21 protein-coding genes and 2 tRNA genes are annotated in these 23,006 nt (G+C 67.7%); 10 read left to right on the top strand and 13 right to left on the bottom strand.

Going from position 1 to position 23,006, the window contains the following annotated elements; all coding sequences use genetic code 11:
• The first annotated feature begins 25 nt into the window (after positions 1 to 25).
• The 7 genes from J421_RS21735 to J421_RS21765 all read left to right on the top strand — a co-directional run bounded on the left by J421_RS21735 (position 26) and on the right by J421_RS21765 (position 11,158).
• Positions 26 to 1,084, top strand: a complete 1,059-nt coding sequence (locus J421_RS21735) for a class I SAM-dependent methyltransferase (RefSeq protein WP_025413284.1) — start codon at positions 26 to 28, stop codon at positions 1,082 to 1,084.
• A gap of 285 nt (positions 1,085 to 1,369) precedes the next feature.
• On the top strand, positions 1,370 to 2,818 hold the full coding sequence (locus J421_RS21740; protein WP_025413285.1) for an integrase arm-type DNA-binding domain-containing protein: 1,449 nt from the start codon (positions 1,370 to 1,372) through the stop codon (positions 2,816 to 2,818).
• A 466-nt stretch (positions 2,819 to 3,284) separates the two neighbouring features.
• Positions 3,285 to 3,752, top strand: coding sequence for a hypothetical protein (locus J421_RS21745; RefSeq protein ID WP_025413286.1), 468 nt, complete (start codon positions 3,285 to 3,287; stop codon positions 3,750 to 3,752).
• A 111-nt stretch (positions 3,753 to 3,863) separates the two neighbouring features.
• Entirely contained in the window at positions 3,864 to 4,781 is a 918-nt protein-coding gene (locus tag J421_RS21750; protein ID WP_025413287.1) for a GIY-YIG nuclease family protein, read from the top strand.
• A 368-nt stretch (positions 4,782 to 5,149) separates the two neighbouring features.
• Positions 5,150 to 7,915, top strand: coding sequence for a DNA methyltransferase (locus J421_RS21755; RefSeq protein ID WP_025413288.1), 2,766 nt, complete (start codon positions 5,150 to 5,152; stop codon positions 7,913 to 7,915).
• Positions 7,912 to 9,981: a DEAD/DEAH box helicase gene (locus tag J421_RS21760; RefSeq protein ID WP_025413289.1), complete on the top strand. Its 2,070-nt coding sequence runs from the start codon at positions 7,912 to 7,914 to the stop codon at positions 9,979 to 9,981. Before J421_RS21755 ends, J421_RS21760 begins: the two co-directional genes overlap by 4 nt.
• The gene (locus J421_RS21765) at positions 9,971 to 11,158 is read left to right on the top strand and encodes a GIY-YIG nuclease family protein (protein WP_025413290.1); all 1,188 of its coding nucleotides are present in this window, start codon (positions 9,971 to 9,973) and stop codon (positions 11,156 to 11,158) included. The genes J421_RS21760 and J421_RS21765 overlap by 11 nt, the downstream gene beginning before the upstream one ends.
• 402 nt (positions 11,159 to 11,560) lie before the next feature.
• Here the strand turns inward: J421_RS21765 and J421_RS21770 are convergent, their stop codons facing one another.
• The 5 genes from J421_RS21770 to J421_RS21790 form a co-directional block, all read right to left on the bottom strand.
• Positions 11,561 to 12,196 (bottom strand): hypothetical protein, encoded by a 636-nt coding sequence (locus J421_RS21770; RefSeq protein ID WP_025413291.1) that lies wholly within the window; start codon positions 12,194 to 12,196, stop codon positions 11,561 to 11,563.
• A 110-nt stretch (positions 12,197 to 12,306) separates the two neighbouring features.
• On the bottom strand, positions 12,307 to 12,711 hold the full coding sequence (locus tag J421_RS21775; RefSeq protein WP_148306458.1) for a hypothetical protein: 405 nt from the start codon (positions 12,709 to 12,711) through the stop codon (positions 12,307 to 12,309).
• A gap of 28 nt (positions 12,712 to 12,739) precedes the next feature.
• Positions 12,740 to 14,152, bottom strand: a complete 1,413-nt coding sequence (locus tag J421_RS21780; RefSeq protein ID WP_025413293.1) for a DUF3631 domain-containing protein — start codon at positions 14,150 to 14,152, stop codon at positions 12,740 to 12,742.
• 307 nt (positions 14,153 to 14,459) lie between these two features.
• Positions 14,460 to 15,407 (bottom strand): bifunctional DNA primase/polymerase, encoded by a 948-nt coding sequence (locus J421_RS21785; RefSeq protein WP_025413294.1) that lies wholly within the window; start codon positions 15,405 to 15,407, stop codon positions 14,460 to 14,462.
• Positions 15,404 to 15,604 carry a helix-turn-helix transcriptional regulator gene (locus J421_RS21790; protein WP_201773064.1) on the bottom strand — a complete coding sequence of 67 codons (201 nt, stop codon included), beginning with the start codon at positions 15,602 to 15,604 and terminating at the stop codon, positions 15,404 to 15,406. Before J421_RS21790 ends, J421_RS21785 begins: the two co-directional genes overlap by 4 nt.
• Before the next feature lie 85 nt (positions 15,605 to 15,689).
• Between J421_RS21790 and J421_RS21795 the strand changes: the two genes are divergently transcribed.
• On the top strand, positions 15,690 to 16,448 hold the full coding sequence (locus tag J421_RS21795; RefSeq protein ID WP_104022932.1) for a helix-turn-helix domain-containing protein: 759 nt from the start codon (positions 15,690 to 15,692) through the stop codon (positions 16,446 to 16,448).
• Between the two features lie 115 nt (positions 16,449 to 16,563).
• Here J421_RS21795 and J421_RS21800 read toward each other — a convergent pair.
• Positions 16,564 to 16,636, bottom strand: a tRNA-Gln gene (locus J421_RS21800).
• Positions 16,637 to 16,956: 320 nt separating this feature from the next.
• Here J421_RS21800 and J421_RS21810 point away from each other — a divergent pair.
• Entirely contained in the window at positions 16,957 to 18,024 is a 1,068-nt protein-coding gene (locus tag J421_RS21810) for a hypothetical protein (RefSeq protein WP_025413297.1), read from the top strand.
• Positions 18,025 to 18,218: 194 nt separating this feature from the next.
• On the opposite strand, the gene J421_RS21815 is transcribed toward J421_RS21810, so the two are convergent.
• From J421_RS21815 to J421_RS21830, 4 genes are all read right to left on the bottom strand, one after another.
• A tRNA-Ala gene (locus J421_RS21815) sits at positions 18,219 to 18,291 on the bottom strand.
• Positions 18,292 to 18,492: 201 nt separating this feature from the next.
• The gene (locus J421_RS21820) at positions 18,493 to 18,918 is read right to left on the bottom strand and encodes a KGG domain-containing protein (RefSeq protein WP_025413298.1); all 426 of its coding nucleotides are present in this window, start codon (positions 18,916 to 18,918) and stop codon (positions 18,493 to 18,495) included.
• Positions 18,919 to 19,180: 262 nt separating this feature from the next.
• Complete coding sequence (locus J421_RS21825; protein WP_025413299.1) at positions 19,181 to 20,227, bottom strand: SDR family oxidoreductase; 1,047 nt, start codon at positions 20,225 to 20,227, stop codon at positions 19,181 to 19,183.
• 22 nt (positions 20,228 to 20,249) lie between these two features.
• Complete coding sequence (locus tag J421_RS21830) at positions 20,250 to 20,447, bottom strand: hypothetical protein (protein ID WP_025413300.1); 198 nt, start codon at positions 20,445 to 20,447, stop codon at positions 20,250 to 20,252.
• Positions 20,448 to 20,696: 249 nt separating this feature from the next.
• On the opposite strand from J421_RS21830, the gene rnz reads away from it, so the two are divergent.
• Positions 20,697 to 21,653, top strand: a complete 957-nt coding sequence (rnz, locus tag J421_RS21835; RefSeq protein WP_025413301.1) for a ribonuclease Z — start codon at positions 20,697 to 20,699, stop codon at positions 21,651 to 21,653.
• Between the two features lie 48 nt (positions 21,654 to 21,701).
• On the opposite strand, the gene J421_RS21840 is transcribed toward rnz, so the two are convergent.
• The 3 genes from J421_RS21840 to J421_RS21850 are packed head-to-tail and all read right to left on the bottom strand — an operon-like array spanning position 21,702 to position 22,982.
• Positions 21,702 to 22,010 (bottom strand): hypothetical protein, encoded by a 309-nt coding sequence (locus tag J421_RS21840; RefSeq protein WP_025413302.1) that lies wholly within the window; start codon positions 22,008 to 22,010, stop codon positions 21,702 to 21,704.
• A complete protein-coding gene (locus J421_RS21845) occupies positions 22,007 to 22,459 on the bottom strand; it encodes a DUF2203 domain-containing protein (RefSeq protein WP_025413303.1) in 453 nt (150 codons plus the stop codon). Before J421_RS21845 ends, J421_RS21840 begins: the two co-directional genes overlap by 4 nt.
• A gap of 31 nt (positions 22,460 to 22,490) precedes the next feature.
• Positions 22,491 to 22,982, bottom strand: coding sequence for an acyl-CoA thioesterase (locus J421_RS21850; RefSeq protein ID WP_236646277.1), 492 nt, complete (start codon positions 22,980 to 22,982; stop codon positions 22,491 to 22,493).
• Positions 22,983 to 23,006: the final 24 nt, after the last annotated feature.

Here is a 23,006-nt window from a genome sequence, read left to right on the forward strand (position 1 = left end):
GCGCCCGCGGGCGCAGGACGAACCCATGGAGAGCACGCTCACCTTCCCCATCGCCGGCGACGACGTCCCCGATCGCACCTCACTCCCCGCGCCGCTCGTCACCGCCGTCGAGCGCTTCAAGACGAGCATGCTCCTCCTCGATCGCAGCCTCCGCACGCGCCGGCTCGACGCCGCGCCGGCACAGGACGGCGTGAGCGCGGTGTGTGACGCGCTCTGCGCGAGCCTCCGCGAGCACGTCCGCCGCGCGACGCATCTCGAGCCGCAGATCGGTCGCTACGTCTTTCGCGAGACGTTCGCGTTCCTCGCCGGCAGCGCGAACATCGACCGCTGGGTCGCGAAGCCGCGCGGCTACGCCGGCGACTTCTACACGATCGATCTGATGTACGACGACCGCCCCGAGGGCGTCGGCCGACTCGGCCGACTGATCGACCGGTGGGCGCTCGACCTGTCGGTGGTGCGCGCGGTGCGCAACCGACGCGGGCTCCTCGCCGATGCCATCCGCAGCGTCGCCGCACGCGCCGCCCGTGCCGCCGGCGAGCGGGTGCTCGTCACCAGCCTCGCGAGCGGCCCCGCGCGCGAGATCCTCGACGTGCTCGGCGCGCCGGACGCGCCACCCATCCACGCGACGTGCATCGACATCGACGACGAGGCGATCGCGTTCGCGGCCGAGCGGGCGCGCGAGCGGCGCGTGGCCGAGCACATGACGTTCGCGCGCGACAACGTGATCCGCCTGTCGCGCGGCCGCGGCCGGACGAGCGTCCCGCCGCAGCACCTGATCTACAGCGTGGGACTGATCGACTACCTCGAGGACGCGCACGTGGTCGCGTTGCTCGACTGGATCCACGACCGGCTGCGTCCAGGCGGCACCGCCATCCTCGGCAACATGGACGTCGCCAATCCCGACCGCGCGTTCATGGACCACATCCTCGACTGGCGGCTCATCCACCGCACCGCGGACGACCTCCGCGCGCTGTTCGCGCGCTCGCGGTTCGGCGATGCGCAGGTGCACGTGCGGGCGGAAGCCGAAGGGATCAACCTGTTCGCGTGCTGCGCGCGAGGCTCGGAGCTCGCGGCGGCGGCGTGAGAGCCGGGGTGGGAACGCAAAGAAGCCCGGCGAGCAGCTAAGTGCTCGCCGGACTTCCAGTTGCCCCTCCTGGGCTCGAACCAGGACTCTTCTGATCCAGAGTCAGGAATCTCGGCGCTTCTGGGGATTTCCACGTATAGCTAGACCGTTATTTGACAATAGCTTGGTGTGTCTGCAAATTGCTGGGCGTTGCTGCGAATGTGGTTCCTGTGGTTCCTATGTGGTTCCTGTAGCTGGACAGGAACCACGCAGGAGCCGCGAGCGCCCCCTCCCCGGCCCCCGATCATGCCCAAGCTCACGAAGCGCGCGGTGGACGCATTGGCACCCCAAACCGGCCCCGTCGCGGCCGACTTCTTCGTGTGGGACGACGACGTGAAGGGCTTTGGTGTGCGCGTCTGGCCCAGTGGGCGAAAGAGCTTCGTGTTCGCCTTCCGAATTGGAGGCCGCGCGGGCACCAAGCAGCGCGTGACGCTCGGCGACTTCGGCGCCCTGACGGTGGACGAAGCGCGGAAGCGCGCCACGCAGCTTCGCGCCGACGTCTTCGCCGGCCGCTCGCCGGCGGCCGAGCGCGCGGCTAGAAAGCGCGCAGTCGCTGCAGAGCGGGCGGCACCCACCGTTTCCGAAGCGGCGGACGCCTTTCTCGCCGAGTGCCGCGCAAAGCTGAAGCCGTCCACCGTCGCGGAGTACACGCGCTTGCTCGGCGTCACCGCGGCGAAGCGCGGCCCGTCCAAAGGCGCGGAACGGCAGGGCGAGCTTCGGCGGGCGCTCGGCCGGTTTAAGGTGGCGGACATCACCAGGGCTCAGGTGGCGAAGCTGCACCTTGGCATGGCCGATAGGCCGTACTCGGCAAATCGGGCGCTCGCCACACTCTCGGCCCTCTTCGTCTACGCCGAGCGCCAGGGCTTCCGACCGGACGGCTCGAACCCGTGCCGGCACATCTCGGCCTACCCAGAGCAGAAACGGGAACGGTACCTGACCGAAGCCGAGTTTGCGGCGCTCGGTGCCGCCCTCGCGCGCGCCGGACGCGAAGGGCTCCCAATTCCCCCCAAGCGCGAGCAGCGCCGGAAGGCCACGCCGGCGACCGCGAAGCACCGCACGAAGGACACGAGCCCCGAAGGGGCGCGCTCTCTCAAGCCCTTCAACCCGATCGGCGTTGCGGTGCTGCGCTTCCTCCTGCTCACGGGGTGGCGAGAGGGCGAAGCGTTGACGCTCGAATGGGCACACGTTGACCACGCGTACCGCGGCGCGCCCAACGCGCCGCCGGGCTTCGTGGTGCTGCCCAACACGAAGACGGGGCGCAGCATTCGGGAGTTGGGGGCGCCGGCGTTCGCCGTTATGGACGAGATGCGCGCCCATCGCCACGCCGGGAACGAGTACGTCTTCCCCGGCAAGAAACCGGGCGCGCACTACACCGATACCGCTCGGGTCTGGGACGCCGTGCGCCATGCCGCAGGGCTCCCGGACGTGCGCTTGCATGACCTCCGGCACGCGTTTGCCAGCGTGGCTGCGTCCGGCGGGCTCACCCTCCCCCTGATCGGCGCGCTCCTGGGCCAGACTGACAGCGCCACAACGGCCCGGTATGCCCATCTGGTCGAGTCGAGCCGCAAGCGCGCTGCCGAGCAAACTTCGGCCGCAGTCGCTACTGCGCTCGCCGCGGGGACGCCGGCAGCGCGCGGAAGCGATTCCGAATCCGTGACGCGGGTACGAGTGCTGCACCTCCCGCATCGCCCATAGTTACGCGCACGTCTCAGCGGCAAACTTGCATGCGCGGCAACGCACCGCGCGGCGTAGTCTCCACCAAAGGCGCGCCCGGCGCGATCGCGCTAGTCGGCCGCGTGCACCTAGGCGCGAAGTACCAGCCGGTCATATCGACTAGCAGGTGGCGCTTGCGGCCCTGCACCCGACCGCCAGCGCGAACTGGGGCGCCATGATGGTGAGGTCGGGCTTTGACAAGTCGACAGGCACGCGCCGCGAACTAACGTCGGACACGCGAGCGTCCAGGCTAGCGCCACCGGGCACCTCCGCCCCTAAGCTCCGCCAGACCAGCTACTTAGACTTGTGAAAACGGCGTCTGGCGAAGCCCGGGGGGGGAGTTGACTTTCGTGGGGATCGCTGGCGGGCGACCAGCACTCTCGACAGCTTCTGCGGCGGTCGCGCGGCCCTGTCTCGCGCGCGTGAGGAAGCCACATACATCGTCCCAATGCCGAGCATCAAGTACCCGTTCCCGCAGTGCCTCTCGGGGTTGTGTCAACCGCCGGCCTATAGCCGCTGGCTCGCGCGGAAGGCTTCCGCCCACCGAAAACGGGATCGGGCGCGGGGCAACCAGACGGCGACGATCGAGGCGTACAAGTCGGCTATCCACGCGGCAGTGGCGTCGAGCGGCGGGGTTGACGCCTACACGGGCCGGCTCCTGCGATGGGATCTGATCAGCACGTACGACAATGAGGCGTCGAGGGCTGGTAAGCGCGCGTACAAGGCATCCCTAGGAGATCTTCCGAGCGTCGATCACGTGGGTGACGGCCTTGGCGCGCCGCATTTCCGAATCTGCGCGTGGCGTACGAACGATGCGAAGAACGACCTCTCGTATACGGAGTTTGTTGAGCTCTGCCGCGCCGTGATCGCGCATCACGATCGAGTGAGCACACCCGTTCCCACGGCGGGCCCCTGATCGATCGTTGCATCCGACGGAGCCGCGCATCGCTCGTCGACTACCGCAGTTTAGCCCCGCGGCTCTACCGCTGCGCTCTCGCGTTATCCATCACTACTCAGCGCTCGTGGAATGACCGGTTTCGGCAGGAGCCTTCGGATCTACCTCGCGGACGGTTCGCCTAGCGGAGTTCGTCTCGCGGAGATCGTCAACTGGACAGGTCAGGCGATCGCGTGCCCGCGTACTCGGATTGCAGAGCTCGTGGAGTGGGCAGAGGTGGCGCGCCCCGGAGTCTATCTGCTGCTTGAAGGCGGCCTCGGTACTGATCGGGGAAGAGTCTACATGGGGGAAAGCGAGAACGTCCGCGATCGTCTTGCAAGCCACCTCCTGGAGAAGGAGTTCTGGACGGAGGCCGTAGCATTCACGAGCAAGGACACGAACCTCACCAAGGCTCACGTCCGCTACTTGGAGGCTCGCCTGATCCACCTAGCGAAGCTTGCTGGACGCTACGACGTCGACAACAGCAACGCTGGCTTTTCCGCAGCGCTCCCCAGAGCGGATGCGGATGCCATGGAGGAATTCCTCGCAAATCTCCGAATGGTACTTGGCGCTCTCGGGCACAGGCTGCTGGAGCCGCTCGTAATCGCCCCCGTCGTGCCCGCGCCGGTTACGGCTACAACCGTGCCCGCGCCGAGCGGGATTCTCGGTACGCTTCTGCGCTTTGACTTCCTAGGGCTTTCCGCAGTCGGATACGCCACTGACGAGGGCTTCACTGTGCTGAAGAAATCTCAGGTCGCGATTGATGCTCAGCCCAGTACGCCGAAGCACGTCATCGCCCTCCGTCAGGCTGCACTCGCGTCTGGAAGCATGGTGAAAAAAGGCGAACACTTCTCGATCAATGAAGATATGGCCTTCACGTCGTCCTCGACGGCGGCTTGCTTCGTCGCGGGGTCGAGTCGAAGTGGGCCACTAAGCTGGCACACCGATACTGGCGTCACACTAAAGGAATTGGAGCAGCAATCCGCTGCTGGAATTGCCCCGGCGATCTGATGGCTGACGCATCGTTGTAACTGGTAACTGCGAACGCGTCGGCCACTTGAGCCGCACGCACGGCTCGGCCCCTCGGAGCACATTCCCGGCTGCACTCCGGCGTTAGCCGGATATTCGCGCCTCGATTCTGGACGGCTGATCGTCGTTCTCATGGCAGCTCCGGCATCGCGTGTTGCAGCACGCAATCGGCAACGCATGACGGGCACAGTTATTTCCTTCGCGTGTGCCTACCGCTAAGCCAGCATACGCGGAAGCATGTGCAGTGATATACGGACCTCTAGACGTGGCGCGCCGAAGCCGCCTCCCCGCAAGACCTCGGCGCTGATTCGCCCGTTTCGCCCGATTAGCGCAAACCTCTGATGGGCTCTATGAACGCTGTTGAGATTGAGGAAGCAATCTCGGTTCTCGCCGAGCGACCATTCGACCCGACGGAATTCCCGTACGCGTTTCTGCAGGCGTTTGGCAACAAGGAGACGACTCTCAGCCGCCTGCGCGCTGGCAATACCAACAAGTCGGACGTGGGCGGCGTCCTGCAGCGGAACAACATACACCTGGCTGTGGCACCTCCAGGCGAGGTGTCTGCGAAGCTGTCCCAACTCCGCGAGAGCCCTGCTACGACGAAGCAGAAGGCCAAGTTCATTCTCGCCACGGATGGCGAGACCCTCGAGGCTGAGGATCTTGCGAGCGGTGAGCCGCTCGCCTGTGCCTGGGACGAGCTACCCGATCACTTTGGTTTTTTCCTTCCGCTGGCGGGGATCACCACCGTTAGACAGATCCGCGAGAACGCCTTTGACATCCGTGCGACCTCCAAGCTCAACAAGCTCTACGTCGCGCTCCTGAAGGAGAACCCCGCTTGGGGAAGCGACGAGCGCCGCCCAGATATGAACCATTTCATGGCGCGGCTGATCTTCTCGTTCTTCGCGGAGGACACGGGCATCTTCGCCGAGAGCAGGCTGTTCACCGATACCGTTTCCCGGATGAGTGCGGCCGACTCATCGAACACGCATGAGGTAATCGGCACGCTGTTCCGCGCGATGAACACGAAGCATGCTGACCGTGAGAACGCAGGGATCCCGCGGTGGGCGGCGTCATTCCCATACGTCAACGGCGGCCTCTTCTCCGACAAGGTGGACGTACCGCGCTTCTCGCGCACGGCGCGCTCGTACCTCCTGCAAGTAGGCTCGTTGGACTGGAAACAGATCAATCCGGACATCTTCGGGTCGATGATCCAGGCTGTGGCTGACGATGAGGAGCGCGGGGCGCTCGGCATGCACTACACCAGCGTGCCGAACATCCTCAAGGTCCTTAACCCCCTCTTCCTGGACGACCTCCGCGCGAAGCTAGAGGAAGCGGGTGACAATTCGCGCACTTTGCTCAATCTGCGCAAGCGCATCGCCCGCATCCGCGTCTTCGACCCGGCCTGCGGCTCCGGAAATTTTCTCGTCATCGCGTACAAAGAGATGCGGGCGATTGAGCACGAGATCAATCGCCGGCGGGGCCAGCCGGGCCGGCCGTCGGAGATCCCGCCTACCAACTTCCGTGGCATCGAGCTGCGGGGCTTTGCAGCCGAGATTGCGCGTCTGGCACTCATCATCGCGGAGTTCCAGTGCGATGAGCTTTACCGGGGCCAGAAAGACGCGATTCAGGAATTCCTTCCTCTAGACGCTGAGAACTGGATCACCTGCGGCAACGCACTCCGGCTCGATTGGCTCGCGATCTGCCCCCGCACCGGAACAGAGGTAAAGCTGCTGGGGGATGACCTCTTCAACACACCGCTTGATCAACCTGAGATAGACTTTGAGAACGCGGGCGGAGAGACGTACATCTGCGGCAACCCTCCGTACAAGGGTCGTAACAAGAAGGATTCGACCCAGAAAGGAGACCTAGCTGCGGTCGCCGGGCCGCGAACGTCGAAGCACCGCACTATGGATTACGTCGCCGGCTGGCTGCTCAAGCTAGCCGACTACATCAGTGCTGTACCAGGAACTGCGGGCGCCTTTGTCGCGACCAACTCTGTCTGCCAGGGCGAACAGGTCCCAGTCATATGGCCTCTCGTTTATGAGAGGGGCGTAGAGATCTTCTTCGCTCATCTGTCCTTTACATGGTCGAATCTCGCAAGCCACAATGCGGGCGTCACTGTAGTTGTCATAGGCCTTGCCGCAAACGGTACGCGCTCGAAATGCCTCTACAGCGGCACTTCAATGCGACTTGTAGCGAGCATCGGGCCGTATTTGGTGCCAAATACTACGGTGATTGTGAAGGCAACCACTACGCCGCTCGGACCCCAGAAGAAGATGTACTTAGGCAGCATGGCGAAAGACGGTGGCAATCTGGTCATGTCGCTGAAGGCCGCGCGTGACCTTGTTCAGAACCATGGTGTCAACTCGGCCTTCGTACGGCAGTTCTTTGGATCAGAGGAAGTGATATACGGGAAGCCGCGAGCTTGTTTGTGGATCGATGACAGCCACGCGGACTCCGCACTCAAGAATGCCGCTATTGCGGAGATCGTAGAGCGTGTGCGGCGGTTCAGGAGGCAGAGCGACGCGCCTTCGACCCGCGCATTCGCTTCGACGCCGCACCGGTTTGTCCAGCTCTCTGCGGCAAGCGGAACACGAGCCATCATCGTTCCAAGAGTCTCATCGGAGAACAGGCCTTATCTCCCCGTCAGCTACTTCGCCGCCGGGCCGGTTATTGGGGACAAGTGCTATGCGATCTATGATGCGCCGCTGTGGAACATGGCGCTGGTCGCTTCGCGCCTCCATTGGGTCTGGGTCGGCACGGTTTGCGTCCGCTTGGAGATGCGGTTCTCGTATTCCAATACCCTTGGCTGGAACACGTTTCCGGTTCCGGCGCTAACGGACCAGAACATGGCCGATCTGACTCGCTGCGCCGAGGACATTCTGCTCGCGCGTGAGGTGCACTACCCTGCGACGATCGCCGACCTGTATGATCTGGAGACGATGCCGGACAATCTACGGGAAGCGCACGAGCGCAACGACGAAGTGCTGGAGCGGATCTACATTGGGCGCCGCTTCCGCAACGACACCGAACGGCTTGAGAGGCTCTTTGCCATGTACACGCAGATGACGGCAAACGAGAAGCGCTCCAGCACGGCCCGCAGGATGCGCGGATGAACGGCGAGCGCATGGAGGTTCCTTCGATCTCGGTGAAGTACGCCGGAAACGGAAGCTCGACAAAATTGAACGTCCTGGGCATGCGTCCGATGCAGGAGCGGGCCTGGCAGCATCGCGGCGAGCCGTACCTCCTGATTAAGTCGCCGCCAGCCTCCGGCAAGAGCCGGGCGCTGATGTTCATCGCCTTGGACAAGTTGCACAACCAGGGGATAAGGCAGACGATCATCGTCGTGCCGGAACGCGCCATTGGCGCCTCTTTTCATAACGAGCGGCTCACAGACAGCGGCTTCTGGGCGGACTGGGTGGTTGCGCCCCAGTGGAACCTGTGCGACGCCTCCGGTACCGATGTCGGCAAGGTCGCCGCTGTAGAGTCGTTTCTGGCGAGTGACGACCGCGTGCTGGTCTGCACACACGCCACCTTCCGCTTCGCCGTTGAGCGGTTCGGTGTGGAGGCGTTTGACGACCGATTGGTCGCGGTGGACGAGTTCCACCATGTCTCGGTGAGCGAGGACAACATCCTCGGCCGCCACTTGGGCGCGCTTATCTCACGCGGCAAGGTGCACATGGTGGCGATGACCGGCTCGTACTTCCGCGGCGACGCCGAGGCCGTGCTGGCGCCATCCGATGAGGCGAAATTCGCGACCGTCACCTACACGTACTACGAGCAGCTCAATGGGTACCAGTACCTGAAGCGGCTGGACATCGGCTACTTCTTTTACTCGGGTTCGTACGTCGACGACATCCTCAAAGTCCTCGATCCGGCCGAGAAGACGATCGTCCACATACCGAACGTCAATTCTCGCGAGAGCACACAGGACAAGCTCCGCGAGGTGGAGATGATCCTCCACGCGCTCGGCACCTGGGAAGGGGCGGACGGCACCACGGGCTTTCAGCTTGTCCGCACACCGGAGGGGCGTCTCCTCCGAATCGCTGACCTGGTGGACGACGAGCCGGCAAAACGGAACCGTGTGATAGCGGCCCTAAAGGATCCGGCGCAGAAGAACAACCGCGACCACGTCGACATCATCATCGCACTTGGGATGGCGAAGGAGGGATTCGACTGGATCTGGTGCGAGCATGCACTGACGGTGGGATACAGGTCCAGCCTTACAGAGATCGTGCAGATCATCGGGCGGGCCACGCGCGATGCCCCCGGGAAGAGCCGCGCGCGCTTCACCAACCTCATTGCGGAACCGGACGCCGCGGAGCAGGCGGTGACCGAGGCGGTTAATGACACCCTGAAGGCGATCGCCGCTTCGCTACTGATGGAGCAGGTGCTGGCGCCGCGCTTCGAGTTTCGGCCGAAGAACCCGACCAACACCGCGACTGAGGGCTTTGACTACGGCGAGGGGGGCTACGATCCGAAGGGGAGGAACGTCGGATTTAATGCCGAAGAGGGGAGGCTCCAGATCGAGATTGCGGGCCTCGCCGAGCCGAAGAGTGACGAGGCGAAACGGATCATCCAGGAGGACCTGAACGAGCTGATCGCCGCGGTCGTCCAAGACAAGCCGACGATCGAACACGGGATCTTCGACATGGAGTTGATGCCGCAGGAGATCACCCAGGTTCAGGTTGGCAAGATCGTCCGTGAGCGCCACCCCGATCTTGCCGAGGAAGATCAAGAAGCGATTCGCCAACGCGTGATCGCGGCCATGGCCTTTGCCCAACATGCGAAGCAGCTGGCTGAACGGGACACGAACGAGAGAGCCGATCCGGTCGAGCGTCTCAACACCGCGTTCGTGGACGGTGTCCGCCGCTTCGCGATGGACGTCCGAGAGCTGGACATCGACCTGATTGACTCGATCAACCCCTTCGGCCAGGCCTACGCTATTCTCAGTAAGGCGATGACTGAGGAGCGGCTGCGCGCGATTCAGGCGGTGGTGGAGGCCAAACGCATCGCCATCTCCCCCGATGACGCAAAGGACCTAGCGCTCCGGGCGGCGATGTTCAAACGCGAGCGTGGTCGGCTCCCGTCGCTGACGGCGACGGACCCCTGGGAGCGTCGGATGGCTGAGGGAGCAAAGGCCTTCGTTCGCTTTAAGGATGAGGGGCGCTATGACGGGTAACATTGATCTCGACGCGCTTCGCGCCGATCTGGCGGAGTTTGCCGAGCCGGCGCCTGAGGCGGCAGGTTCGCCACTCGGAGAGCGCGTCCTTGCCGGCTTCGATGAGATTCAGCGGTGGGTCACTGAGCACGGTCGCTTGCCGTGTCACGGCGAGGGGATCGACATCTTTGAACGCCTGTACGCCGTGCGCCTTGATCGGATTCGCGCGCAGCAAGAGCTATGTGCCCTGCTGGAGCCGATCGATCATCACGGTATTCTGAAGGGGAGCAAGGAGTTGCCGTCCGATCCCGCCACTTTGAGTGTTGACGAGTTGGCTGCTCAGCTGGCAGGCATCGCTAGATCCGAGTCGGAGATTACGACACTGCGCCACGTGCGCTCTCGCGCCGAGATCCAGTCGGCGGAGGAGATCGCAACCCGCCAGCCGTGCGCGGACTTTGAGCAGTTCCAGCCGCTCTTCAAGGGGGTTCAGGACGAGATTAGGGCCGGAATCAGACAAACGCGGCGCTTCGGCAGGGATGCCATCATCACGGTTCGCGATTTCTTCGTTCTGGGTGGGCAGCTCGTATACGTCGCCGAGATGGGTGAAGTGTATCGGACGCCGGAGGGCGCACCGAATGCACGACTCCGCGTGATCTACAGCAATGGCACCGAGAGCAACCTCCTTATCCGTTCGCTGCAGAACGCGCTCTACAAGGATGAAACCGGACGCCGAGTCACCGAACCCGATGCGGGGCCGCTCTTTGCCGCGCACGCCGATGAAGGCGACCTGGCCAGTGGGAAAGTGTATGTCCTCCGTAGCAGATCTGATCACCCTGAGATCGCGTCAAGGCGCGACCTCATTCACAAGATCGGCGTGACAGGTGGAGACGTTGCCGGTAGGATCGGCAACGCAAAGCTGGACCCCACCTATCTGCTGGCGGATGTGGAGGTCGTTACGACCTATCAGCTCTACCACATCAACCGGACGAAGTTAGAGAACCTGCTCCATCGCGTCTTCGATCCGGCGCGTTTGAGCATCACGCTCACCGACCGCTTTGGCAATCCGGTGTCGCCGCGGGAGTGGTTTCTGGTTCCGCTGTTCGTTATCGACGAAGCGATTGAGCGGATCAGGGACGGGACGATCACGGACTACAGCTATGACCCCGCGAAGGGATCCTTGGTTCGGCGGAAGACGTGAGCTTGGGATCCGCCTGCGCATCCGCGGCTTCGACAGTCCGCTCTTTTTCTAAGCTTAAGCGAACGTCAGCCAGCGCGCGGGCAAACGCGATGGTGCCGCAGAGGCAACCGGGGGATCGAGCCGTCCTAGACATTCGCGATCCGAGGCGGCACCGCGTTCCGTGCGCTAGCCAACGTGCGTTGGAGAAGGCATAAACCGACCCCAAATGTCCTCTTGCGCGTGGTGGTGGCCCTGACCTGCTTGCCGGCACGTTCACCATCACGATCGCCGAGTGCGTCGCGAGCGCAGAGCGACATCGCGCTGACGCTGCAAAGTGGCCCGGGCCGTATCGCTCTTTATTTAGGTGCCCGCCAGAATTGCTCGCGGTCGTCACCGCCGTCGTGACGACCGTCGTGACGATAGTCATGTCGCCGCGCTGCGGCTGGCGGCACTGTCCGTGGCGTCTTCGGTCAGGATTTCGCGCACCATGGCGAGCGGGATGCCGCTGCCGCCGGGGCCAGAGAACTCGCGCGCTTCCTTGCGGCCCCAGCGCCTGAAGCTGGTTCGTTCGAGCATCCACGCGCTGGCCGTCCAGATGGGCGCCCGCTCTTCTTCGACGACCACCGTGCACTCCCTCGTGCCGTCGAGCAGCGTGCGTTCGGTGGTGATGGTGCGGCGTGGGCTGCCCATGGCGCAGCGCGTGATGTTCTGAACGTGCGCGTCCTCACGCTTCGCTTCAGCGGTCCGTACGGCGAGCCAGAACGCGAGGCACAGGGTCGCTGCCTCGTCGGCGGGCGGCGCGTCGCCGCGCCTGGCGCGTCCGAGTTGCTTGAACGCGGCGAGCCCACGACCGAGCCAACGGCTGGCCGTGCGTGGAGGGACGCCGGCGAGGCGGGCGGCGGTCTCGAACCAGTTACCGGAGGCGATGCGCTCCGCGACGGCGGTGACGATTTCGGGCGTGATTTCTATGGGCCGGCCGGGCTGCCTGGGCCGTCCATGAATGCAGTCAGGGAGCTGTGGCGCGTTGCGCCGGGTGCGCTGCTCGCGTGCGTCCGTCATTCGACTTCCCTCCTGAAGATGTGCCGTCCGCGCCAGTCCCGATCGCCGCCGTAACGACGACGATCGGCGCCGTCAGCGGCCCCACGCGCGCACGGGCGCGGCACCGGGGGTCAGGCGCGTACCACGTCTTCCGCGGCCCGGATCTCGGCGAGCCAGCGCGGGCACCCGGCGTCATGCTCGTACACCGCGGCGCGTTCGTCGAACACGTCGCGCGCGTCGGACTCAAGCGAATCGCGAAGCACCCACGCCCAAGCCGCAACGGTCACGACGTCCGGCGACAGCCCCGGCCAGCCGGGGCACCCGAGCGTGCCGAGCGCGACGTGCGCCTGGTCAAGCGCCCGGCGTACATCGCGCCACGTGGTGCCGAGCACGGCCACGGCATCCTCCACGTCGGCCGCGTCCAGCGGCGTGCCAACCAACGGCGCGCGCAACTCCACCCCGTCGCCTGCCGGGGCGATCGTCGCGCCGACTCGTGTTGCCCACGTGAGAAGATCCAGGGCTCCCGGCGGGTACACCGCGCCACTCATACCGTTAGGCGCGCCGCTAGCCGGCGCTACTGTGGAAGCGCGCGAGCACTTCCGGCCGCGCTGCTGGTCGCGGAATAACAGTCTGCGCGTCCCGCTCATACGGGACACGTGGGACAACCGGGACAAGTGGGACGCGTCCGCCGTGCGAAGGTCCCACTTGTCCCGGTTGTCCCGCGTGTCCCACATGGTAGGGGGGCGCGGGTTGATCTTCCGCGCTGGCCAAAGCGTCGCTCGGGGAATAACCGTAGCGCTCGCCGGCGGCGTGCAACGCAGCACGAGGGTAACCGCGCACATTCGCCCCGTCGATCCTGCGCTGCTCGGCGTGGACGCCGAAGCGCCGCAGGTAATCGGCGAGCTTTTTCGCCGTCAGCCCCTGGCGTCCGAGCGTCGGCCACGGTTTGAGCGGATCGCCGTTCAACGACTGCACCAACTCGGCACTTGGGACGAGCTCCCCGTCGGCTGCCGGGTTCGCGGCGCAGTAGGCGCACACATCGCGCAACGCCAGCTCGCCCACGTCGCGTGGCTCGTCGCGCGCACCGGCCTGCATGAACGCCAGCGCCGCAGCGCGAGCGGCCGCCGGCCAACGCGCACCGGCGGCGTCGGCGAGTGTCACCAACGGGATCCACAGGTCCGCGTCACGGCCGACGATTCCGGCCGGAAGCGCCGGCCGAGCAGCGAGCGCGCCGGCGTCCCGCGTGTCGGTTGTCCACCGTACGAGCTGCGCAGCGAGCGGGGCGGCACTCGGCCGGTCGTGCTCCGAGAACGGCAGCAGCGCGGCGAGCTGCGCGGCGTCCGCGCGCTCCATCCGAAGCACCACGCAGCGCGAGCGCGTGGCGTCCGGCAGTGGCACCGCAATACCGGAGAGCAGCTTCGGACAGAACACGTCGAAGGCGGCAACGTCGTACGCGGTGCTTTCGCCCACGCACCGGATGGCCTGTCCGCCGACGCGCGCCCCCGCGTTCAGCAGGTTCACGATCCCGTCCTCCCGCTTCGTCGTGAGCCATGAGTCGGCTTCGTCCAAGAACACCGTCGGCTTGAAGCGTTCGACGACCCGGTAAAGCGCCGCCGGCGAGCAGTCCATGGCGGCGAGCGAGCGCCGGGCGAGCGCTGCCAGCACGCCTAACAGAGTGGACTTCCCACACGCGCGCGCGGGCGAGCTGAGAAGCAGGTACGGCGTCACGGGCCAAACGTCGAACACGTACGTGTGCGCCAGCCACAGGGCGCACACGTCTGCCGCGTGCGGTGGGAGCGCGACGCGCTGCGCCACGAACGCGGCCACCGCGTCGAGCAGCGTGGCGCCATCCACCGGCTCATGCCACGGCTCGGGGTCATCGAACACGAGTCGCGCACCCCGGCCCGCCGCGTCTTCCATTGCTGCGTCGCCGGCGCCGGGGCGCGCGGCGAGCTGCACGCCGAGCGCGGCGAGCACCCCGAGAAGGGGCGCCTCGTGCTCTCCATCGAGCCCCCCAGAGCGGGCGCGCTCGACGAGCCGTGCGCGCGCGCGCTGTCGCGCGCCAGGTCGCACGTGTCGAGCGCGGCCGGCGTGGCGGTGTCGGCCGGCACGTACACCGCGACTGTGGCGCGCACCGCGCGACCGCGAGGCAGCGTCACTACGACGCTCCACGCGCCCGCTGGATCGCGGCGCGTCCACGTCGCCCCCGTGTCGCCGACCGCGGCGCACGCGAGGGCCGCGGCCGCCGTCTCGGCCGCGACGATCGTGGGGTCTACGGGCGCGGTCATGCCGCCCCCCGCGGGCCGCCGTAGAGGGCGGCGTTCGCCGCGACGCGCGCAAGTTCGTCGAACGACAGCGGCGGGCGGTTCGTCGCGTTCCACTCGGCGAGGAAGGCGGCCACCTCGTGCGGGCCGAGCTGCATATCGTGCAACAGGACCACGGCGATGCGAAAAGCGGTCATGTTCCTGCCGTCTCCGTCGCCGAGCGCGTGCGGCACGCGCGCGAGGTACGCCAGCGCGCGGCGCCGCGCGTCGGCCCCCGCCGGTGTCCGCCGGGGGCACATATGCGTACGCGCCCTGCCGGCATAGCGCGTGTCGTTGCGCGCCGCGTTGCCGCGCGTCGTCGTGCCGTCGCGCGTCGGGGCGAGGAGCCGCGCGAGCAGCACCGGCGGTAGCGGCGCGGCCGGGGCAGTGACCGTCCAACGGTACTCGGCGCCGCTGGGATGCACGCTCGGCGGCACGATGACGTAGCCACGCGCGTGGCGCACGTCGAGCCCGGAGCCGAGCGCGCGGTTGCTGATGATGAGCGGCGCGCCGTCGACCGTTGACGTCGGCACCACGAAGTAGCGGTGACAGCCACCATCGGGGCGCCCCGTCGTCGCAGTCAGCGTATCGGTGGGCACGCCGAGCGCGTCAGCCGTCGCAAAGCCCCTCGGCCCGTCCAGGTCCAGGGCGACGAGTGCGTACGGCGCGCCCGCGACGAGCAGACGGCTCAGCCCCGGCACCACGCCGATGTTGGCGCGCGGCTCGGCACGCCACCAAGCGGCGACCGTCGACGGGTCGGTGCTCGCACCGTGAAAACCGTTAGGCAGCAGCGGCAGCTTCGCGCCTGGCGCGCAGGGCAGCACGGCCCATCCGCGCCGCGCGTAGGCAACCGCGGCGCACGCGAGTGGGGTGGCGCCCGGGAACGGCGCGCCAGCCACCTCCGAAGGGACCCGCTCCGGCGCGCTCATGCGGCCCGGGGGGTGTCGGACGTCGAGCGCCGCTTCCCCCGCGCGGCGACCCACGCTTCCAGGTCAGCGACTTCGTAGACGACCCGCGCGCCGATCTTGATGTACGGCGGACCGCCACCGACGACGCGCAGCTTGGCAAGAGTGGCTGGGGCGAGTTTCACAAGCTCTGCGGCTTCCTTCGCGTCCAGTAGGGGCATGGCGTCACCTCGAGTTGGGGTACGCCTCACCATCGCAGTTTCCAGCCATTGCTAACGAGTCGCAGCAATATCACTTTCTTGGGATATGAAGACTCCCAAGAAAGTGACGCCCCGCGGTCGCACTCGCGCGCGGAAAGCGAAGCCGGCCCGCCGCGGCCATGGGCGGCCCAAGAAGAACGCTCCGGCCCAGCCGGGGGAGCAGATTAACTACCCCGCGGCGAGGGCTGATCTCGCGCACCGCTTGGGACGGCTGCGCGTCGACATGGGCTACACCCAAACCGCGTTTGCGAAGGCGTGCGGCGTCACGCCGACGAACATGGGGAAGTACCTGGCCGGCACGATGCAGCCGGGGTTTGATCTGCTAGTGCGCATCGCCGAGCGGTGCCGCGGCGTGTCCGTCGACTGGCTGCTCTTCGGCCCCGGGGATGAGCCACGATACCGCGCGCTGTCGCCGACCTACGGCACTGACGAGGAGTTGGCGCACGGCGTCGCGGCCTACCTCGCCCGTGAGGTATCGGCGGCGCTGATTGCGGAGCCGTTACCTCATGGCATGCCGCCCGGCTCGCCCCGGTGCGTTGTCAACGGCGCCGCGGCGCTGCGTGACGTGGCGGCGCGGCAGGTGGATGCGCTGCGGCTCCGCATAGAGGCTGAACGCCTCGCCGACGCTGACTGGCACTCGCGCGCCATCGCCCCCCCGGCGCCGGGCCAGGAGCCCCGATGGCGTGCACGCTATGTCGGCGGGCTACCGCCGCTGTACGTCGGTCTTCAATTCGACATGGTGGACGTCACACGCGGCAGGCGGGCACCGATGACGATTCAGTTCCCCAGCCGTCTCGACGCGTGACGCTGGCGATTCCGGGACGAAAGCGGCTCGCGTGGTACCTATGTGGTTCCTTTTCTACCAAGTTTCCCGAAAAGCAGAAGCCCGGCGAGCAGCTAAGTGCTCGCCGGGCTTTCAGTTGCCCCTCCTGGGCTCGAACCAGGACTCTTCTGATCCAGAGTCAGACGTGTTGCCAGTTACACCAAGGGGCAGTTCCCCATCCGCGTCACCGAACACGACCGGACAGGACGTGTAAATTACCCGTTCCAGCCCCCCCGTTCAACCCCTGCCCGCCCGCCGTGCACCGCCGTCCGGCCCTCGCGCTCGCCCTCTGCGCCACTCTCACGAGCGCCCTCGCCGGCTGTCGCGACGCACCGACCGTGCTCGGTCCGACGCGGGACACCGCGCGCGCGCGCACGCCGACGAGCTGTTTCGCGGACTCGCGGTCCGGTTCATCAATGTCCAGCGCCACCCGAAGTTCGCCGCCGGACGCGAGCGGCTCGCGCGGTATGCGCTCTCCCCGTCGCGCCTCGTGGCCGACACCAGCGTGTGGACGTCGAGCCCCACGCCGAGCATGCGCGTGCTCGAGCTGCAGGGACGCACGACGCCGACCGGCTACCTGTTCACGCCGACGGTCGGCACGCCCGTCCCCGACCACGCGGGCGACGCGCGCCACACCATTCGCCTGCAGAAGCTCGACGACGACGAGTACCGCTGGATGACGCTCGTCGAGCACGGGGTGGGACGCGTCGCACCGGCGGAGGTCGCGGCCGGGATGTCGGCGTGGCTCGGGACGTTCCAGCGGCCGGAGCGCGACCTGCGCGCCGATCTCCACGCCGCGCTCCCGCGCACGAGCGCGGCGCTCGGCCGGCTGTTCGTGCTCGACAGCGCGCGCAGCACGCTGCTCACCGACGGCTCCAGCATCGTCGACCTGCGCGTCGTCGTCGACGCGAAGCCGATCCAGCAGTCGATGCCGGCGTTCGCGGAATACGTGAAGAAGTACGTGCGCCCTGGTCGACTGGTGTTCGTCCTCGGCGACGGTCGCGGCGCCCGCTGGTTCGACGCGCGGATGCGCGACGGCGTGCTGACGATCCGCTTCCGCACGCGCGACGGCCACCTGCTCGCGCTCGACGGCCCCGCGCGCCCCATGCCCGACTCGGCCGAGGTGCTGGCCGAGGCGTACGAGCGGTTCCTCATCTTCGACGTCGGCGTGTCGGAGATGATGGGGGAGTTCCGTATGGTGCATACGCCGACCCAGCGCGGGTGGGCGATGCGCTTCCGGCGGGCGCCGCGCTGGCATCTCCCGCTCGCGGTCCGGCATCTCATCGCCGGGCCGCTCGACCGGCCGTTCCAGAACGACGGCATCGTCTTCAACGTCCTCCTGCGCGACGACGGTGCGCAGACGCTGCTCGTCCGCCAGCTCGACGTCTCGGTGAAGGAGAGCGCCATCGTCCGGTGGCTCGGTGGGCTCGGCTTCCGCGCGATGGACGACTTCGCAGGACGCGCCGAGTCGGAGGAGAACCGATTCCTCGCCGATGCGCTGCTCGCGCTGCGCGCCGACCTCATCGCGGCACTCGGCGGGTCGGTGACCGGGCCCTGAGGCCCGGAAAGCGAGAGCGCCGCGATCCCGGAAGGGACCGCGGCGCTGCGCGTATCGTCAGGTCGCCTCGCGCATCACGCGAGCGACGGAGGATCGCTTGCCTCGCGCGCCGTCATTGGAACTCTACGTCCTACCGAGCGGCGGCGGGCAGGTAAGCCAGGGGCAGGTTGCATGCCCCGGTGAAGCACCATCTATGGAGCTGAGGGGGATCGAACCCCTGACCTCTGCAGTGCGATTGCAGCGCTCTCCCAGCTGAGCTACAGCCCCGTTCCGACGAAACGGCCCCGCGCTGTGGCGGGGCCGCCCGACCAAGTAAAGATAGCGCCTTCGGTTAGCGCGTCAAGGCAGCTGACCCCGGTCGAGGACAGCGGAACGCGCCGGCTTCCCTCACGGACACGTCGATGCGGCAGCGCGAGGAGATGCGCCTCGCGCCGCCGCTCGTTGCGGAATGTGAGCCGGCCGGAGCTCTCAGCGACCGTCGGCCGGGAGGCTCTGACCGGGGCGGTTGTCGCGCAGATCGCGCGTCTCCGAGCCGGCGCCTCCCATCCCACCGGCGTTGCCGCCGAGCTGACCGCGGTCGCTGGAGACGTTCTCGCGGCTGGCCGTCCGGAAGACCTCCCGATCGCCGCTGCCGTTCCCGACGTTCGTCTCGCGCGCCTGGCGGCTCGCGCGGCTGCGCGACTCTCCGCCCTCGCGGCCGATCGCCGCCATGTGGGCGCGGTCGCGGCTCACCGCGATGCCGCCCTTCTGGCCGGCGACGCGCGCCTCGTCCGAGCTCCATTCGTGAGCGGTACCCTTCTCGTGGGCCGCCCGTCCACCTTTGCTGGCGATCTCGCGCTGCCGCGATGGATCCATCGACGCGAAGCCGCGTCGGCTCTTCCCGGTGCCGGCCATGCTACCTCCCTCACGCTCGATTTTCCGACGCGCCCTCGTACCGCCCTGACGCGATACGGACCAACGCGCGCCCGCAGGTGTGTTGCATTCGCGCTACGCCCGAGCAAACTACGGGCCGCACCAAGCTCAGGCTCGGAGTCCGGGCGACGAACTCGGCTGGCATCGCAATACTGTTGCGCGCCCGCCACACCGTCCAGCCCGGGGCCGAAGAAACCGCTCGCCTGACACGCCCACCTCGCCCGCAACGTGACGCGGGTCACACTCACCCGGCGGTGGTCTCTCCGCCGAGCAGGGCGAGCACCTCGCCCGTGATGTAGCTCGAGTCCGCCGTCGACGCGAAGAACACGTACGCCGGCGCCATCTCCTCCGGCTGCGCCGGCCGCTTGTACGGCGTGTCCTGTCCGAACTTCGCGACTTCTGCCGCGGGCTTCGACTGCGGATTCAGCGGCGTCCACACCGGGCCCGGTGCCACGCAGTTCACGCGGATCTTCCGATCCACGAGACTCTGCGCGAGCGACTTCGTGAACGCGTGGATCGCGCCCTTCGTCGCCGAGTAGTCGATGAGCGTCTTCGCGCCCTCGAGGCCCGTCACCGATCCGGTGTTGATGATCGCCGCGCCCTCCTTCATGTGCCGCAGCGCGGCCTTCGCGAACCAGAAGTACGCGAAGATGTTCGTGCGGAACGTCTTCTCGAACTCCGCGTCGTCGATCTCGTCGATCGACTGCTTGTCCAACTGATGCGCGGCGTTGTTCACGAGCACATCGAGCGCGCCTAACGACTGCACGGTGCGCTCCACGGCGTCCTGGCAGAACGTGGCGTCGGTCACATCGCCGGCGATCTTGAGGCATCGCCGTCCCGTCGACTCGATGGCGCGCGCCGTCTCGCTCGCGTCGGCTTCCTCCTCGGGCAGATACACGATCGCGACGTCGGCGCCTTCGCGCGCGAACAGATATGCGACCGCACGCCCGATGCCCGAGTCGCCGCCCGTCACGAGCGCCACCTTCCCGTCGAGCTTTCCGGCGGGCTTGTACGACGGCGCCTGCCACCGGGGCTGGAGCTCGAGATCGCGCTCGAGGCCCGGCTCGTCCTGATGCTGCGCCGGCATCTGCTTCGGCTGCGACTTCTCGCGCTGGACCGGGTCCGCGCCGCCCGCCGTCTCGCGCGACGCGTACGTCGTGCGCGACGCCGACCGTGGCGCGGCGCGCGAGCCGGCGCCCGCGGGCGACGCGTGCCGCTCGTCCCCGCCCTCGCGCGCCGCGTCGCCGGCCGCGCTCCGCGCGCTGCGCTTGCCTCCCTTCTTCGCTGTCATCGGCTGCTCCCCGGTCTGATGCTCACGGTGTGTCGCCGCGCTTCGGCGCCGAGCGCGGCGTCGCCGGCACGCCCTCGCGCGGCGCGGCCTCCGCGTCCGCCGGCTCGCCGCGCGGGTCGAGCTGCACGCCGTGTCGGCTCCCCGGCGCGGCGCCGCTGCCGTCGCGCAGCGTATCGCCGTGCGGCGGCGTGGCGCTGGTGTCGTCCTCCCTCGGTCCCATGCGATGTCCCTGTTAGGCGTTGCGCGGTCCGCGACGAGGCCGACGCACGGGTCGACCCGCCCGCACGGCTCTCCTGCGAGGACGATGCCGTCGGCGGCGGGGAGCCTCGACGACTCCGCGGGCGGGTTCCATGACGGGACCGTGGACGTGCGACGTGCCCCCGGCGGAGCGCGGGAACGACCCAGGGCGAGCGACCGGCATGCCTAACGAAACGGCCACGCCTCCCGGGCGCGGTTAGATTGCCCCGCCATGTCGCTCGCGCTGCGCTTTCTCGGTACCGCTGCCTCGCGCCCCACCGTGGAGCGCAACGTCTCGTCGATCGCCGTCGTGCGCGAGGGCGAGACGATGCTCGTCGATTGCGGCGAGGGAACGCAGCGCCAGATGATGCGCTACGGCATCTCGTTCGCGCTCGACGACGTCTTCTTCACGCACCTGCACACCGACCACGTGCTCGGCATCGTGGGGCTCACGCGGACCCTCCAGCTCGGGGGACGCACGGAGACGCTGCGCCTCCACACGCCGAAGGGGACGGGACGCGCGCTGCGACAGGCGGTGAGCTTCGGCGGCGATCGCCTCGCGTTCCCGGTGGACATCATCGAGGTCGAGGCGGGAACGCCGATCGCGCGCAAGGACTACGCGATCGTGCCGTTCGCGATCGAGCACCCCGGATCGGCGTCGGTGGGCTACGCGTTCGTCGAGGAGGAGCGGCGCGGCCGCTTCAATCCCGACCTCGCGCGCTCGCTCGGCGTGCCGGAAGGGCCGCTGTGGGGCAAGCTGCATCGGCTGCAGCCGGTGATGCTCGACGACGGGCGCGTCATCGACCCGAGCACGCTCGTCGGGCCGTCGCGACCCGGGCGGCGTGTCGTGATCACCGGCGACACGCGCCCGTGCGAGGCGACGATCGAGATGGCGCGCAGCGCGGACCTCCTCGTGCACGAGGCGACGTTCGCCGAGGACGAGGCCGCGCGCGCGGTGGAGACAGGACACTCCACGGCGCGCGAGGCGGCGCGGGTGGCCGCCAGCGCGGGCGCGCGACGGCTCGTGCTCACGCACATCTCCGCGCGCTACTCGCGCGACTTCGTGGAGCTCGAGCGCGAGGCGCGGAACGTCTTCCCCGAGACGACGGTCGCGAAGGACGGGCTGGAGATCGACGTACCGTACGTCGAGGGCACGAGGGCACGAGGGCAGGAGGGCACGAGAGCCTGATCGCTCTCCTGCCCTCCTGCCCTCCTGCCCTCCTGCCCTCGCGTTTCGTTAGGCCGGCTCGAAGCGCGGGATCTGGCTCGAGATGGGCATCGACTTGCGGAACAGCGCGCGCAGGTCGGCCTCGGTGAGCGCGGCGAGAACGTCGTCCGCCTTCAGGCGCGCGGTGACGTCGAGCGCCTGCGGGCCGTCGCTCACCCACCACGCGTAGCGGTTGCGCGCGAGCAGCGACGGATGATGAAACACCACCATCACGTTCGTGGCGCTCGGCCACCGCACCTCCACGCCCCACTCCACGCCCTCGCCATCGCGGAATGCGACGCGCGACTTCTTCTTGCCGCGGCCGAAGAAAGGGCTCATCGCGCCGCTCCGGCCGCGTCCGCGTCGTTAGGCACCAGGCGCTGACGTCCGGCGAAGCCGGCCTCGGGACGGTGCCACCACTCCACCGACGGCTCGCCGAGCTTCCAGCAGAGATACGCGCGCTGGCCGTCCACCTCGCCCGGGAAGTCGACGAGACCATCGTCGAGGCCCCTGCACTCGACGCCGAGCGCGGCGAGCTCGCCGAGGTAGTGCTGGATGTCGGCGGCGAGACGCTGCACCGTCTGCTGCAGCCGCGCGGCCGCGGCGTCGCCCGGGTCGGCGCGTCCCGACGCGGCGTGCACCTCGAACGCGGCGACGGCGTCGCGCCACCGCCGATAGTCGGCGACGAGGTCCGCGACGATGCGCCGCACGAGCGGCAGCATGCGGTTGGCCTGCTCGACGGTGATCGGCGGCCGCGCGTCGCGCGGCGCGTGTGTGGTCGTGGTCATCCCGGAGGATCGACTGCCAGGCGGCGCGGAGTCAAGCGGCGGGCGCTGCGGACGGCGCGGCGGAGGGCGCTGCGGAGGGCGCGGTCGGCGCGGAATTGCGTCGCGCCTCGGCGTCGCGCTCCTCGAGCCGGCGGCGACGCCGCTCGCGCGCGGCGTCGTAACGCCGGATCTCGTCGGCGGTCTGCGCCTCGAGCGGCGGCACGTCGATCGGACGGCCGTTGCGGTCGATCGCGACGAACGTGAGGTAGCACGAGTTCGTGTGGCGCCGCCGCCCGGTCGTCAGCTCCTCCGCCTCGACGCGCACGCCGACCTCCATCGACGTGCGGCCGACGTAGTTCACGCTCGCCTTCATCACCACGAGGTCGCCGACGTGGATCGGCTCGCGGAAGTCGACGCGGTCGATGCTCACGGTCACGCACTGGGCGCGCGCGTGGCGGATCGCGGCCACGGCGGCCGCCTTGTCCATCATCGAGAGGATCACGCCGCCGAACACGTGCCCCAGCGCATTGGCATCCTGCGGCATCATGAGCTCGGACGTCTCGTGCTG

Origin of the sequence: Gemmatirosa kalamazoonensis (genome assembly GCF_000522985.1) — a bacterium.
Lineage (GTDB): Bacteria > Gemmatimonadota > Gemmatimonadetes > Gemmatimonadales > Gemmatimonadaceae > Gemmatirosa > Gemmatirosa kalamazoonensis.